10 protein-coding genes, 9 tRNA genes, 2 rRNA genes and 1 pseudogene (1 of these 22 running past the window's edge) are annotated in these 15187 nt (G+C 37.6%); 2 read left to right on the top strand and 20 right to left on the bottom strand.

Annotated features, from left to right (window positions below):
- The first annotated feature begins 228 nt into the window (after positions 1-228).
- Both ACHZK0_RS00990 and ACHZK0_RS00985 read left to right on the top strand, forming a co-directional pair.
- Positions 229-1530: a DUF5068 domain-containing protein gene (locus tag ACHZK0_RS00990; protein ID WP_395761068.1), complete on the top strand. Its 1302-nt coding sequence runs from the start codon at positions 229-231 to the stop codon at positions 1528-1530.
- 157 nt (positions 1531-1687) lie between these two features.
- A complete protein-coding gene (locus tag ACHZK0_RS00985) occupies positions 1688-2194 on the top strand; it encodes a DoxX family membrane protein (protein ID WP_000236336.1) in 507 nt (168 codons plus the stop codon).
- 73 nt (positions 2195-2267) lie between these two features.
- Here the strand turns inward: ACHZK0_RS00985 and ACHZK0_RS00980 are convergent, their stop codons facing one another.
- The 20 genes and pseudogenes from ACHZK0_RS00980 to ACHZK0_RS00885 form a co-directional block, all read right to left on the bottom strand.
- Positions 2268-2834 (bottom strand): DUF4256 domain-containing protein, encoded by a 567-nt coding sequence (locus ACHZK0_RS00980; protein ID WP_262741453.1) that lies wholly within the window; start codon positions 2832-2834, stop codon positions 2268-2270.
- A gap of 97 nt (positions 2835-2931) precedes the next feature.
- On the bottom strand, positions 2932-4896 hold the full coding sequence (locus ACHZK0_RS00975) for a S9 family peptidase (RefSeq protein ID WP_395761685.1): 1965 nt from the start codon (positions 4894-4896) through the stop codon (positions 2932-2934).
- 268 nt (positions 4897-5164) lie between these two features.
- A complete protein-coding gene (glmS, locus tag ACHZK0_RS00970) occupies positions 5165-6967 on the bottom strand; it encodes a glutamine--fructose-6-phosphate transaminase (isomerizing) (RefSeq protein ID WP_262741455.1) in 1803 nt (600 codons plus the stop codon).
- A gap of 12 nt (positions 6968-6979) precedes the next feature.
- Positions 6980-7166 (bottom strand): annotated as a pseudogene (locus ACHZK0_RS00965) (hypothetical protein).
- A gap of 286 nt (positions 7167-7452) precedes the next feature.
- Positions 7453-8799, bottom strand: coding sequence for a phosphoglucosamine mutase (gene glmM / locus ACHZK0_RS00960; RefSeq protein WP_262741456.1), 1347 nt, complete (start codon positions 8797-8799; stop codon positions 7453-7455).
- Positions 8792-10267, bottom strand: coding sequence for a CdaR family protein (locus ACHZK0_RS00955; protein WP_270343604.1), 1476 nt, complete (start codon positions 10265-10267; stop codon positions 8792-8794). Before ACHZK0_RS00955 ends, glmM begins: the two co-directional genes overlap by 8 nt.
- Complete coding sequence (cdaA, locus tag ACHZK0_RS00950) at positions 10260-11081, bottom strand: diadenylate cyclase CdaA (RefSeq protein WP_048528662.1); 822 nt, start codon at positions 11079-11081, stop codon at positions 10260-10262. The genes ACHZK0_RS00955 and cdaA overlap by 8 nt, the downstream gene beginning before the upstream one ends.
- Positions 11082-11329: 248 nt before the next feature.
- A complete protein-coding gene (rocF, locus tag ACHZK0_RS00945) occupies positions 11330-12223 on the bottom strand; it encodes an arginase (RefSeq protein WP_063262605.1) in 894 nt (297 codons plus the stop codon).
- A 209-nt stretch (positions 12224-12432) separates the two neighbouring features.
- Entirely contained in the window at positions 12433-13578 is a 1146-nt protein-coding gene (locus tag ACHZK0_RS00940) for a glycerate kinase (protein WP_262741458.1), read from the bottom strand.
- A 115-nt stretch (positions 13579-13693) separates the two neighbouring features.
- Positions 13694-13766 (bottom strand) — tRNA-Ala (locus ACHZK0_RS00935).
- Between the two features lie 10 nt (positions 13767-13776).
- Positions 13777-13848 (bottom strand) — tRNA-Gly (locus tag ACHZK0_RS00930).
- A gap of 5 nt (positions 13849-13853) precedes the next feature.
- Positions 13854-13929: transfer RNA gene (locus tag ACHZK0_RS00925), tRNA-Lys, on the bottom strand.
- Between the two features lie 5 nt (positions 13930-13934).
- Positions 13935-14009 (bottom strand) — tRNA-Gln (locus ACHZK0_RS00920).
- A gap of 65 nt (positions 14010-14074) precedes the next feature.
- Positions 14075-14158: transfer RNA gene (locus ACHZK0_RS00915), tRNA-Tyr, on the bottom strand.
- Positions 14159-14175: 17 nt separating this feature from the next.
- Positions 14176-14251, bottom strand: a tRNA-Val gene (locus tag ACHZK0_RS00910).
- Between the two features lie 5 nt (positions 14252-14256).
- A tRNA-Glu gene (locus ACHZK0_RS00905) sits at positions 14257-14331 on the bottom strand.
- A gap of 21 nt (positions 14332-14352) precedes the next feature.
- A tRNA-Thr gene (locus ACHZK0_RS00900) sits at positions 14353-14425 on the bottom strand.
- A gap of 4 nt (positions 14426-14429) precedes the next feature.
- Positions 14430-14504 (bottom strand) — tRNA-Asn (locus ACHZK0_RS00895).
- Positions 14505-14513: 9 nt separating this feature from the next.
- Positions 14514-14629 (bottom strand): 5S ribosomal RNA (gene rrf / locus ACHZK0_RS00890).
- 90 nt (positions 14630-14719) lie between these two features.
- Positions 14720-15187, bottom strand: a 23S ribosomal RNA gene (locus ACHZK0_RS00885); it runs 2454 nt beyond the window's last position.

The raw sequence follows: 15187 nt of genomic DNA, 5'->3' as shown, positions 1-15187 counted from the left end.
TACCAATATGATGTAATATTTCAAATGATAAAAAAATAAAATTCAATATTCCATGCCGGCCTTCCACTAATTTTAATATATTACAATAACTAAATAATTAAAATAATCAGAAAAACACTGGTAAATACTGGCTTTATTTTTTATAATAAAATGTGGGGCTAATGTGAGAGTTGTAAACGGTCTGATTATACAGACTCAACTAGTTTTAAACAAATAGGGGGAAGAAACATGTCAAAAAAATTACTTTCTTTATTTTCTACAGTAATCGTAGCAGCGTTTGTAATAACTGGCTGTGGTCAAAGCGATACGACAAATAAAGAACAAAAAGAAAACACAACAAAAGAAAGCAAAACAGAAAAAACGGATACAACGAAGGAAAATAAACCTGAAGAAAAAAAATCCGAAGATAAAAAAACTGATGATAAAAAGCCTGAAAATACAGCTACTAGCTCAAGCGATTACTCTAAGCTGATTTCCTATATGGAAAAAGAAACAGGTGGTAAAACAAAAGTTCTTTTTGAAAATAAGGAACCACAAGTCCATAAAGCTGAAGATGTTTCAGTATCAATGAATAGTTACACATTAGTTGAATTAAATGGATTCCATGCAAACTTCGATATTCCGTTTAATCGTCAAACAGAGGGCGGAGTTATTCTTGTGAACTACAGCGTGAAAAATAGTTCAGCTAAAGATATTTATTATATGCCAGCACTAGACATATCATTTACTGGTGCGCAAAAAGTATATAGTAACTATAAAGATTTAATTCCAAAAGAAGATCAGCTCCCAACTAAGCTTGCTCCAACGAATGATTACTTAGTAAAAGCAGGAGAAACTATTTCTGGTTATATCGCTTATCCATTCGGAAAAGATGATTTAGCGAAAATTTCAAGTCTCTCAACAGTCTCAGTCACAGTCCCAACCGCACAAGCTAATAAAGGAAAATTTGATGCTCCAATCGGAAGTCCTGGAAGCTTTTCATTAAGTTTAAACAAACAAGGTGCTGAAAAGGTTGCAACAGATAATACTTTCTACCAAGATAAAGCTACAGCTAATAACATGGGCGATAAAAAAATGTTAAAAGAGAAATCAAGTATTAATAACAGCCAAGAATTAGGCGCTGTTAATGTTACATTAGACGGATACCAATTCACTCAATTCACACCAAATTCCGTCGAAGCTCCACGCTTTGCAAATTTTAAAAACGGTCTCGTTCTATTAACAGTAAAATTCAAGCTTGATAACAAAGATGCTCAAGACGTTTCACTGTCTCCTATAAGCTCTACATTAAGAGTGAATGATGGTACACAATATACGCTTAATGAAGGTATGCTATTAAATTACGACTATAATGCTTCAGTCAAAACAGGAACATCTGGAGAGTTACTACAAGTATATATTTTAGATCAAGAGCAGTATGAAAAGATTTGGAAAGACAAAAGCTTTGAGATTGAGTTAGGACCTATGAGAAATAAAGAAGCAAAAGATATTTCACAAGGTAAAAAAGCTAAATTTACATTACCTAAATAAATTACTAAATATATAATAGAAAAGGCATATAACATATGATTGTTATATGCCTTTTTCATTTTATAAAAACACCATTTTTGTTCACACTTTATCCATTGTGAATCTTTTCACAATGGATATATAATAAACATGTAAATAAAATATTGGAGGGATTTCAATGGTTATCAATTTTTTAAGAACTGATAAACGTGCTGCTTTCATATTATTATTTTTACGTTTTTACATAGGATATGCATGGCTCGCTGCTGGGATAGGTAAAGTTTTCGGACAATCTTTTGATGCAAGTGGTTTTCTAAAGGGCGCTATCGCTCAGGCATCAGGTGACCACCCTGCCGTACAAAGTTGGTGGGCAGATTTCCTTCAACACTTTGTTCTTCCAAACGCAGACCTATTTAGCTTTTTAGTTCAATGGGGAGAAATTTTAGTAGGTCTAGGTTTAATTTTAGGCGGATTAACAAAAACTGCTGCATTCTTTGGAATTATAATGAATCTTTCATTTTTACTAAGTGGAACTGTTAGTGTAAACCCAAATCTACTTATTCTGACTATGTTCATTTTAGTTGCAGGTCATAACGCTGGACGCATTGGATTAGATGGCTATGTTTTCCCTAAACTTTTCCGTAAAAACAACCATGAAACATATAAATTAAGTAAAACTGCGTAGTAACAGTTTACTTTTAAAATATAAGTAAGAAAAAGAGCCTAAGTATAGGCTCTTTTTCTTACTTACTTCAAATTTAAACTTTTAACGAACCGCGAAATCCTCTAGCAGCATAATAGGAGTCTGCTCCATTGTGGTACACAAAAACGTGTCCGAAGCGATAATCACAAAATAGAGCACCACCGAGTTCTCGAATATCTGAAGGCGTTTGTACCCAGCTTGATGATTTCATATCGAAATCCCCAAGTTGTTGCAACTCTCGATATTGTTCTTCCGTTAATAATTCAATGCCCATAGCAGTCGCTACATCAATAACATTATTTTCTGGTTTATGTTTCTTTCTTGCCTCTAACGCTTCAAGATCATAACAAAGACTTCTTCGGCCTTTAGGACTTTCCTTTGAACAATCACAGAAAGTATACTCATCCTTCTCTTCATCATAACCAACAACATCCGGCTCACCGCCAGTTACTTCCATTTCGTTAATTGACCATAATTTTTCAGTATTAGTAGCTAGCTTTGCTTCAACTTTAGCCCATGCAAGGCCTTCATGACGGTTCATGTTTTTCTCAAAACGAGCTTGTAATGCTTTTAATAGTTCTTCACGTTGTTCTACAGATAACTCATTTTTATTCTCTGTCATATTAATCCTCCGAATTACGTTTCCTTATAATCATTTAAATTTTTTCAATGATAGTTTGTATACAGTTTACAATGAAAAACCCCTGTACATATATCCATTATATAGTACGAAAACCTTTCATGCTTTCTCCAAGAATATAGTGTGAAAACCATATCAAGTTCTGCCTCATAATAGCTACTCTCATTCCTGGCTGATCCGAGCTATATGCCATTCCTTTAAATATAATTAATTCTGTATCAACTTCCATTTCTCTTAATCCCTCATATAGCTCATATGCATTTGTAGTTGGAATTCTTACATCCTTTTCTCCATGTTGAATTAACGTAGGCGTACAAGCTGATTTAATATATGTCATTGGCGATGTTTTCTTATATATCTCTGGATCATTCCATGGAGTATTTCCTAAATACATGCTAATAAAGTAAGGGATATCTGTATTTACATAATGGGTACCCCAGTTCGTAATTCCGCCCCCAACTGAAATAGCTTTAAATCTACTGCTACATGTAGAACAAAAAGCTGATATATATCCTCCGTTACTCCATCCCATAACTCCTACTCTCTCTTTATCTACCATCCCTTTTTCAACTAGTGCATCCACTCCAGATATAATATCATCATAATCAGCAAATCCTTGTTTTCTATAGTTTGCTTTTAAAAATTCATTACCATAACCAGAACTTCCTCTATAGTTTGGCTCTAAAACGATAAAGCCTTTTTCTATAAACTGTTCAATCGGATACTTCTCATTGAAGCAGTCTGAAAATATCGGAAAGGACGCCCAATTCGGACCACCATGGATTACTACTAATAAGGGATATTTTTTATTTGCCTCAAACTCTACTGGGGTTGATAAAACACCTTCTATTTCAAGACCATCACTACTTCCCCATGAGATGATTTCCCTGTTACTTTTAAGCTTGCTTTCGAAAAAGCTATTTTCATTCGTTATTTTTTTATCATCCAAATAAATTTCAAAGGTTTCATTTGTTATAGCCTTAGTATATGTTATATGATTGCCATCCCTTGTTATAGAGGCATCCATTATAAATCCTTCTACTGTTTCGCTTAACATTTCCACAGTGCCATCCTCACATAGCAATCCAATACGGTAATTCGTTTTATCCTGCCACCTAATTAAAATACCTTTAGCCGTCCACCGTAACGGCATAACCGTACTATCAAAATTTGTTAAAGGTTGAATTACCTCTCCAGTATTCCTATCATATATCTCTAATGTACTATCTTGTATATGATTTCTATAGTAATCCTTCTTTCTTATGCTTGCTGCGTAACATATTTTGCTACCCTCAGGAGAAAAGCAGACGCTCGCTCCTAACAGCTTATCCATATTCATTTTTTGTAGTTCTCCAGCTTCAACATCTAATATGTAGAGCTCACCATTCATATAATCGTTTAAGCTTGGTGTAGCCATACATACAACCTTTTTCCCATCATTTGAAATATCAAAGTTATGTATATAAAACTCCTTACTATCCGTTAGTTGATAAACACCTTTAATCTCGCGTTCCTCTTTATCATTTTGTATTACCTTTTCTATCTCAATGTAGTATAAACAATTATTCCGATGTTCCTTACCTACATGGTGGAAATCCCCATATCGTTCCTTACGTTTCTTTATCTCCTCACATTCTTTTGACTGTGCAATATAATAAAAGCCTTTACCAGTAGGCTCCCATTTGAATGTATTAACTCCTTCCTCCTCATCCGTAATTTGAACCTCACTACCACCGTCTATTGACTTAACAAAGATCTGATTTGTATTAGCTCCGTCATCGCCTGGGCTAAGGTATGCAATAGTCTTAGAATCTGGAGACCATAATGGATGTGTACTATCTATATCTCCATTTGTTAGTGGGTAACTCTGCCCTTTATCTTTCTCATATATCCATACATGATTTCTATACGCATTGTCTTCCCAGCTAGCTGTCTTCTTTACAAATGCTACGTTTTTTCCATCATCACTTATATTTGCACTTGATACGGCCGGTAATGAAATAATCTCTTCTATACTTAAATATGTTTTTGTTTTTGCTTTCACTTTCATTAATAAGCCCCCTTGTAATGATCATGAATCTATCGTCTATTCTCTTTATAATAAAGAAAATTGTTCACGCATACTTAAAATGATAACGGAAAATTCAGATAAATAAAAGTGGTTCTATTCCAAATCCGATAAAGTAAAATTTTAATTAGTAGGATTCTGTCCACTTACCAAATTCAGATGTTCTTTTTCGGCACAAAAATACCCCTTTAGATAACATATCTAAAGGGGTACCGATTCATATATTTATTAACCTACCAATCTCCTACTCAACCGTAACAGACTTAGCTAAGTTACGTGGCTTATCAACGTCACACTCGCGGTGAAGTGCTGCGTAGTATGAGATAAGTTGGAATGGAATAACTGCTACTAGCGGTGCTAGTGCTTCGTGTACAGCTGGTAATACGAAGCTGTCACCTTCCATTTCTAAGCCTTTCATTGAGATGATACATGGGTTAGCTCCACGTGCTACTACTTCTTTCACGTTACCACGAATTCCAAGGTTTACGTGCTCTTGTGTAGCAAGTGCGATAACTGGTGTACCGTTTTCGATTAAGGCGATTGTACCGTGTTTTAATTCTCCTCCAGCAAATCCTTCTGCTTGGATGTAAGAAATTTCTTTTAGCTTTAACGCACCTTCTAATCCTACGTAGAAGTCTACGCTACGTCCGATGAAGAAACAGTTACGCGTTGTTGCTAAAAATTGTTTTGCTAATGCGTCCATTTCTTCTTTTTGATCACAAAGTTCTATCATTGCATTTGCTACAAGTCCTAATTCGTGTGTTAAATCGAAATCAAGAACTTCACCTTTTGCTTTAGCAATGTCCGCAGCTAAAATTGAAAGTACTGCAAGCTGTGCTGTGTAAGCTTTCGTTGATGCAACTGCGATTTCTGGTCCCGCGTATAACGGAAGTGTGTAATCAGCTTCACGAGAAAGTGTAGAACCAGGTACGTTTGTAATCGTTAATGCTTTATGACCCATTTCATTTGTTTGTACAAGTACTGCACGGCTATCAGCTGTTTCACCACTTTGTGAAATGTAAATGAAGAATGGTCTTTCTGTTAATAATGGCATGTTATAAGAGAATTCACTTGCTACATGCACTTCAACTGGCATTTTTGCAAACTTCTCGATAAATTGTTTTCCAACAAGACCTGCATGATAACTCGTTCCACATGCAATGATGTAAACACGGTCGCTATCTAAAATCGCATTGCGAATGTCTTGATCCAATTCAATCTCGCCATTTTCATCTTGATACTTTTGAATTATATTACGGATTACAAGTGGTTGCTCATCGATTTCTTTAAGCATGAAATGAGGATACGTTCCTTTTTCAATATCACTTGCGTCTAATTCCGCTGTAAACGGTGCACGTTCAATCGTTTCACCTTGTAAGTTTTTAATTGTAATACTTTCTTTTGTTACGATTACGATTTCTTTATCCATTAACTCAATAAATTGATCTGTAACTTGTAACATCGCCATAGCGTCGCTCGCCACAACATTAAAGTTGTCACCAACACCTACTAATAGCGGGCTTTTGTTTTTAGCAACATAAACCATGTTTGGATTTTCAGCATCAAGTAATCCGATTGCATAAGAGCCATGTAAAAGAGATAGCGTATTACGGAACGCTTCTTCTACACTTAGTCCTGTGCTCACTTGTTGTTCCATAAGCTGTACGATAATCTCTGTATCAGTTTCACTTACGAACGTTACATCTTGTAAATATTCTTTTTTCACTAATTCATAGTTTTCAATTACACCGTTATGAACTAGTGTAAAGCGTTTTGATGTACTTTGATGCGGATGCGCGTTTACTTTGCTTGGAACACCATGTGTAGCCCAGCGTGTGTGACCGATTCCCACGCTTGCTGCTACGTTCTCATCTACGATTTCGCGAAGTTTTGCAATACGGCCTTTTTCTTTGTATACAACAACACCGTTCTCTGCTTGTACTGCAATACCTGCTGAATCATATCCACGATATTCTAGCTTTTCTAAACCTTTTAATAAAATTTCCTTTGCATCTTGTTCTCCAATAAATCCTACGATTCCACACATGTTTAGTCGCCGTTACAAATGCTTACATTGCTCTGCGAACATGTAACGACATAGTCCGATACCATTTTTATTTATACTAAAAAAACGGATTACATATTGCTAGCCCTGTAAGCTTGTAACGGCTTTCACCTTCCTCTCGATTGGGTTTAAGTCCGTATATACTTATACAGCTAGTTTGTATCCGTTCCTTTTCTCTCATCACACTTTCACCTTTGTCCACTAAGTCACCTTAATGATTTAAGTAAAAGCTTGCGGTTGTGATGAACAACCGGGAGTCATCCGCCGAAATCTCGATAAACTCCACCTCGTCAACTACACTACTTGTAGTTCTGGCGCTTCTATAATTTACAATATTTCCTTTGAGAAAAAGAACAAGACCATCTTATAACAAACATGGATAAACCGTCAATGAAATTTTTTTCATCATCTATAAAACATATGAAAAAGGAGCACTTATTGTGCTCCTTTTTCATAAATTTATTGAATTATTCAGCGCCAACTTCAGCTTTCACAACTTCTACAATACGATGTACATATGCGTCACAAACTTCTTGTGTTGGTGCTTCTGCCATTACACGAATAAGTGGCTCTGTTCCAGATGGACGAACAAGAATGCGGCCATCACCGTTCATTTCTTCCTCTACAACACCAATAATGTCTTTAATTTTTTCATTTTCTAATGCTAGTTTTTTATCTGTTACACGAACGTTTACTAGTAATTGCGGGAACTTCGTCATTTCTCCTGCAAGCTCAGATAATGGTTTTTTCGTCATTTTCATGATGTTTACAAGTTGAAGTGCACTTAACATTCCATCACCAGTTGTAATGTAATCAAGTAAGATAATATGACCTGATTGTTCTCCACCCAGGTTATATCCACCACGCTTCATCTCTTCCATTACGTAGCGGTCACCAACTGCTGTTTTATCACTTGTGATATTGTTAGCTTCAAGTGCTTTGTAGAAACCTAAGTTACTCATAACAGTTGAAACGACTGTATTATGCTTTAATTGACCAGTTTCTTTCATGTACTTCGCACAAATAAACATAATTTGATCGCCATCAACGATGTTTCCTTTTTCATCTACAGCGATTAAACGGTCACCATCACCATCAAAGGCAAGACCGATATCAGCGCCTTTGTCTTTTACTAATTTAGCTAATACTTCTGGATGCGTAGAACCTACTCCATCGTTAATGTTCATACCGTTTGGTGAAGTTCCCATCGTTGAAATATCAGCCTCTAAATCCGCAAATAAGTATGGAGCTAAAGAAGACGTCGCACCATGTGCACAATCTAAAGCGATATGTAAACCAGAGAAATCTTCCTCTACAGTTTGTTTAATATATTGTAAATATTTTTGTCCGCCTTCAAAATAATCACTCACTTGTCCAAGATTCGTACCTGTTGGACGTGGTAACTCATCAACCTCTTTGTCTAACAAAGCTTCGATTTCTGCTTCTTGCTCATCTGTTAATTTAAAACCGTCTGAACCGAAGAACTTGATTCCGTTATCCTGTACTGGATTATGAGATGCAGAAATCATAACACCCGCTTGTGCATCTAACGCTTTTGTTAAATAAGCAACACCTGGTGTAGAGATAACACCAAGGCGCATTACTTCTGCTCCAGTTGATAATAGACCCGCTACTAAAGCTCCTTCTAACATATGTCCTGATATACGTGTATCACGGCCAATAATTACTTTTGGACGATCTGTATCTTTTGTTAATACATAACCACCAAAACGTCCAATTTTGAACGCTAATTCAGGTGTTAACTCCTGGTTCGCAACCCCGCGTACTCCATCTGTACCAAAATATTTACCCATTATGATTCGCTCCTTTTTCTGGCTCTTTTTGATTATCTACTGTTGGCTCTTGACTAGTTTCTTTTTCTTTATCTTTATTTGGTTCCTGTTCCGTGTCAGGCTTAGGCTTCTGTTCAGGTTCAGGATTTTTTGGTTTTTCAGTTTGATTATCTTGGTTATTATTTGAATCTGGTTTTTCACCGTTACCCTGTACTTCTTTATCTGGATTTTCTTTCTTCACAATTGTGACTTTAGCACTTTTTTGCTTTGGCTCTATTGAAATATTACCAGGACCGCTCACTTGAATAGAAACATCCTTCGTCCCCGGAGTTACACTTTGCAGATTAATCGCTGCTGTTATTTGAGCAGCTGTTATTTTATCTACTATACTTGTTTCTCCTGAAATATCAACGCTTATCTTCCCATCTTGCGGCGAAAGTAGCTGGGCCGTAACATCTTTAGAAAGTCCATTTTTTTGAATTGATATACCATCAATCGTTCTTGTTTTCGTTTGTTTTGCTTTTTGCACGCCTACTGAAACCTTCACTTGATTCGGTTTTGAACTTGTTACACCCTTTGGCAATAAAACAGAGGTATCGAATGTTGTAGACTCTGTCAATTGACTAAGATCTACTTCGACCCCCTCTATCGATTGTATATTGTCCAATATATCTTTTGGACCTGCTATCGTTACTTCACTCGGCTCAACGCTAATATTTGTAACGGCCAATCCTTCTGGTAAACTCCCCTTTTTTGTATACGTTACAGGAACAGTTTTTTCAGTATTATTGGCCGTAGCTTGCGTCGCCACATTCAATGTTACACTAATTTTAGATGGACTCGTTCTTACATTTAAACGTTTTCCTTCTTTATTGTATAATGTAACTTCGGCTGTTTTTGTAACTGTTTTATTAACACCTTTTAAATCAATATACGCCTTTGCAGATGAAATACTTTCAATTTCTTCTTTCGTCCCAACTACTTCGACAGTATCAGGTTTAATGTTTGATTTTTCGAGAGTAGAACCCGCTGGCATTTGATCCTCATTTGATAACTTTAAGTCTACATGAACGTATTTTCTCGCTTTTTCATGTAACGTAATTTTAATTGTTGATGGCTGAACTGTTCCTTTCACATCATCTGGAAGGCCGTTCGTTTTTAAAGAAACTTCATAAGTTCCTTTTTCGCTATCTCTCAAATCAACTGGTATATCAAATTGTTTTTTCGCTTTTGCTGTAGCAACTGCTGCTTTTGGGCCCTCTAACTTTACCTTAACGCCCTCTGCCGGAATACCACTTACAATATATTTGTCTTCATCATACTTAAGGGTAATAGCATAATTAGTTAATGTTTCTTTCGCATCATTTGCAAAAGGTAGTATCCCCGATGTCGTATTTTTTTCAGTTAAAGTCGCTGACATAAAAAGCATACACGCCAATAGTAATGAGATCCCCTTTAAGAACCAATGATTCTCCATTAACTTATCCATGACGCTTTCTCCTCCAATTCCATAAAGACGAAGAAGTCGTTTTTTCGCTCGCACTAAATTCAGCTAACAACATATCTTTCAGTTGTTCTGTCTTCAAATCACGATGCAACTTACCATTTTTCGTTAAAGAAATTTGACCTGTTTCTTCCGACACAACTACTGTAATACTATCAGTAACTTCACTAACTCCCATTGCAGCACGATGTCTAGTTCCTAACTCCTTAGAGATAAAAGGACTTTCCGATAACGGAAGATAACAAGCTGCTGCTTTAATGGTACTTCCCTGCATAATAACTGCTCCATCATGAAGAGGTGTATTAGGAATGAAAATATTAATGAGTAATTCCGATGATACGTTTGCATTTAGCGGAATACCTGTTTCCACATAATCACCCATACCGGTCTCTTTCGACAAAGTAATTAATGCACCAATTCTACGTTTTCCCATATATTCCGTTGCTTTCGCTATCGCTGTTGCAACGATTTCAGGTTCATCATCCTCATGAGTTCCAACACGCGAAAATAAACTCCCGCGTCCTAGCTGCTCAAGTGCCCTTCGCAATTCTGGCTGAAAAATAATAATAACGGCTAAAAATCCCCACGTTAATACTTGCTCAGTCAGCCAATAAAGCGTATGCAATTCAAGGAAAATACTGATCATCCGAACGACAATAATAACTGTAATCCCTTTTAAAAGTTGAACAGCTTTCGTCCCTCGGATTATGAGAATTAGCTTATATATAATAAACCATACAACGGCAATATCTAATACCGTACTAAGATATTTCAAAATGGTCGTATCTTCAAAAGGCATGCTAACCCTTCCTCCTACTTACGAGCAATTCTATCCATATATTGAAATATTGTTTTATGCTCTATCTGTATGTATTTCCAACAACTAGTTAATTATACCATACATGAAACAAACAACAATTACAAACAACCCCCTTTAGTCTAAATTGGTAAGATGTCAAACATTATTATCGTACAGTATAATATAAATCATTATTATACGCTTATTTTCAAATAAAAAAAGCAACTTCTCAGTTGCTTTTCTTACATTTATTTTAGTTTTTCACCGAATAAAGAACCCATTAAAGCAACTGCTGTTGTTGCCGTTCTATTTCGCTCATCTAAAATAGTATTTACTTCAACAAACTCAGCTGATGTAACAATATCAGCTTCCGCTAACATTTCCATTGCTAAATGGCTTTCACGATAAGATAGGCCACCAATTACAGGCGTTCCAACTCCTGGTGCATCATGTGGGTCAAGGCCATCTAAATCTAATGATAAATGCACACCATCAGTATGAGATAAATACGCGATTGTTTCTTCCATAACAGCTGTCATACCCATACGATCAATCTCGTGCATTGAGAATACTTTAATACCTTCATTGCGAATAAAGTCTTTTTCTCCTTCATCTAATGCACGTGCACCAATAATTACAACGTTCTCTTTTTTCACCTTTGGATATGCCCCGTATAAATCTACAAGCGTTTGATGCCCATACCCTAAACTTGCAGCAAGTGACATACCATGAATGTTTCCAGATGGTGAAGTTTCTTCTGTATTTAAATCACCATGTGCATCATACCAAATAACACCTAAATTTTTATAATGTTTCGCAACACCAGCTAATGTACCAATAGCGATACTATGATCGCCACCTAATACAAGTGGAAAACGTCCTTCTTCTATAATATGATCCACCTTACTCGCTAATTCATTACAAACAGTTGCAACTTGTGTAAGGTTTCTTAAGCTTGTATTTACATCTACTTCTTTTTCTCTCTCTATACATATATCTCCTATATCTTTAACGTCATATCCAATTTCTTCAATTCTTTCAATTACGCCTGCATAACGGATTGCGCTCGGCCCCATATCAACTCCGCGACGCATCTGTCCTAAATCCATTGGAACTCCAATAACCGAAATTTCTTTTTTCATAGATAGTATCCCCCTTTTGTGCCTTCACTAAATATTTTAAATCTTTTATATAGTCTGACTCAACTCGACATTTTTCTGTATGGATATACAAATTATTCACTTATATTCGCTTTAAAATCCAAATGTTAAGACTATTCTATGTATAAAGTTAACCTAATGAAACAACTACCATCATTATTATTAGATAATAATAAAAAACACTCCTGCATTTAGAAGTGTTTTTCTGATGCTATTTTCCATACTGCGGCAATATTCTTTGCTGTCATTTCGATATTCTCTTCCGCTACTTTATATGCCTCTTCTAATGTCATCGGACTTGCTGTAATACTAAATACTGCATCGATTCCTTTTTCGTGAACAGCTGGATAATTCGGAGATACAGATCCTCCAATAGCAATGACAGGAATATGAAAATGCTTTGCACGCTCCGCAACACCTACAGGGGCCTTTCCATATGCTGTTTGTTCATCTATTCTCCCTTCGCCAGTTATAATTAAATCTGCACCTTCTATATGCTTATCAAAATTTGTATAGTCTAATACAATTTCAATTCCTCTCCGCAAGCTTCCCTTTAACACTGCAATAACAGCTGCTCCCATTCCTCCTGCGGCTCCTGCTCCAGGTATTTTAGATACGTCGCAAGATAAGTATTGTTTAAGGATATTCGCATAATGCTTTAAATTCTCATCCAGCTCTTTCATCATCTCTACATTCGCACCCTTTTGCCTCCCAAATACGAAAGATGCTCCCCTTATTCCAACTAATGGATTATCTACATCACATGCTGCTTCTATCTTTATATGCGTTAAGCGTGAATCCAAGCGTGAAAAATCAATAGCGACAATCGAATGTAACGTTCCTCCAGATGGCTCTATTACTTCCCCTTTTCCATTTATAAACCTGACTCCTAAAGCTGACAACATACCTGCTCCGCCATCATTTGTAGCACTTCCACCAAGTCCTAAAATAATGTGCTCAGCTCCCTCGTCTAGCGCATGTAATATAAGCTCCCCAGTTCCTTTAGTCGTTGTAATAAGTGGATTTCGCTTTTTAACCGGAACATGTTGTAATCCTGATGCTGCTGCCATTTCAATAAACGCTGTCTTTTTATCTTTAGACATACCGTAAAAAGCTTGTACACGTTCTCTAAGCGGCCCTGTCACATGAAGTGATATAATCCTCCCCCCTGTGGCATCTACAAGTGAATTAACCGTTCCTTCCCCTCCATCTCCAATTGGTATTTTTACGTATTCTGCTTTAGGAAAAATTGCTCCAAAACCTCTCTCAATAGCTTCACATACTTCTATAGCTTTTAAGCTTTCTTTATATGAATCAGATGCAATAACAACTTTCACAATTATCCCCCATCCTTTATTTTCGCGTTTTCTCCATTTTAAATGACAAATATGAAAGTTGTCTTTTTAAACACAAAAAAAGCTTACATCATATGATGTAAGCTTCTCTATTAGATGGAGCCTAGCGGGATCGAACCGCTGACCTCCTGCGTGCAAGGCAGGCGCTCTCCCAGCTGAGCTAAGGCCCCTTAGTAATAAAGCGGAAGACGGGATTCGAACCCGCGACCCCAACCTTGGCAAGGTTGTATTCTACCACTGAACTACTTCCGCGAAAATGGTGAGCCATGAAGGATTCGAACCTTCGACCCTCTGATTAAAAGTCAGATGCTCTACCAACTGAGCTAATGGCTCGTAAATGGCTGGGCTAGCTGGATTCGAACCAGCGCATGACGGAGTCAAAGTCCGTTGCCTTACCGCTTGGCTATAGCCCATTAATATTTACTAGTATGGTTATCTTTTCAAAAAAATAAACCCTCTCAGGTTATTTTAAAGAAAATGGTGGAGGGGGGCAGATTCGAACTGCCGAACCCGAAGGAGCGGATTTACAGTCCGCCGCGTTTAGCCACTTCGCTACCCCTCCGACATTTAAAATATATATGGTGGAGGATGACGGGATCGAACCGCCGACCCCCTGCTTGTAAGGCAGGTGCTCTCCCAGCTGAGCTAATCCTCCAAAAGTGGTGACCCGTACGGGATTCGAACCCGTGTTACCGCCGTGAAAGGGCGGTGTCTTAACCACTTGACCAACGGGCCAAAAATTTAAAACTTTTTCCAAGCTTCCAACCGGGCTTGAACCGGTGACCTCTTCCTTACCATGGAAGTACTCTACCAGCTGAGCTATGGAAGCATAATGGCTCCGCAGGTAGGAATCGAACCTACGACCGATCGGTTAACAGCCGATAGCTCTACCGCTGAGCTACTGCGGAATAATACAAGCCTGGCAACGTCCTACTCTCACAGGGACAAGGTCCCAACTACCATCGGCGCTAGAGAGCTTAACTTCCGTGTTCGGTATGGGAACGGGTGTGACCTCTCTGCCATCATTACCAGACTTTTATCATTATACACATTCTTTTCAGAATGTCAAAAGGAATTTTAATATATATTCCTTCAAAACTAGATAACATTTGCTACATATTATATGGTTAAGTCCTCGATCTATTAGTATTCGTCAGCTCCACATGTCACCATGCTTCCACCTCGAACCTATCAACCTGATCATCTTTCAGGGATCTTACTAGCTTACGCTATGGGAAATCTCATCTTGAGGGGGGCTTCATGCTTAGATGCTTTCAGCACTTATCCCTTCCGCACATAGCTACCCAGCTATGCCCTTGGCAGAACAACTGGTACACCAGCGGTGCGTCCATCCCGGTCCTCTCGTACTAAGGACAGCTCCTCTCAAATTTCCTACGCCCACGACGGATAGGGACCGAACTGTCTCACGACGTTCTGAACCCAGCTCGCGTACCGCTTTAATGGGCGAACAGCCCAACCCTTGGGACCGACTACAGCCCCAGGATGCGATGAGCCGACATCGAGGTGCCAAACCTCCCCGTCGATGTGGACTCTTGGGGGAGATAAGCCTGTTATCCCCGGGGTAGCTTTT

Source organism: Bacillus sp. 3G2 (assembly GCF_044324725.1).
GTDB classification, from domain to species: domain Bacteria; phylum Bacillota; class Bacilli; order Bacillales; family Bacillaceae_G; genus Bacillus_A; species Bacillus_A mobilis.
The sequence above is the reverse complement of the archived record's forward strand: the minus strand, read 5'-3'. Positions and strand labels throughout refer to the sequence as shown.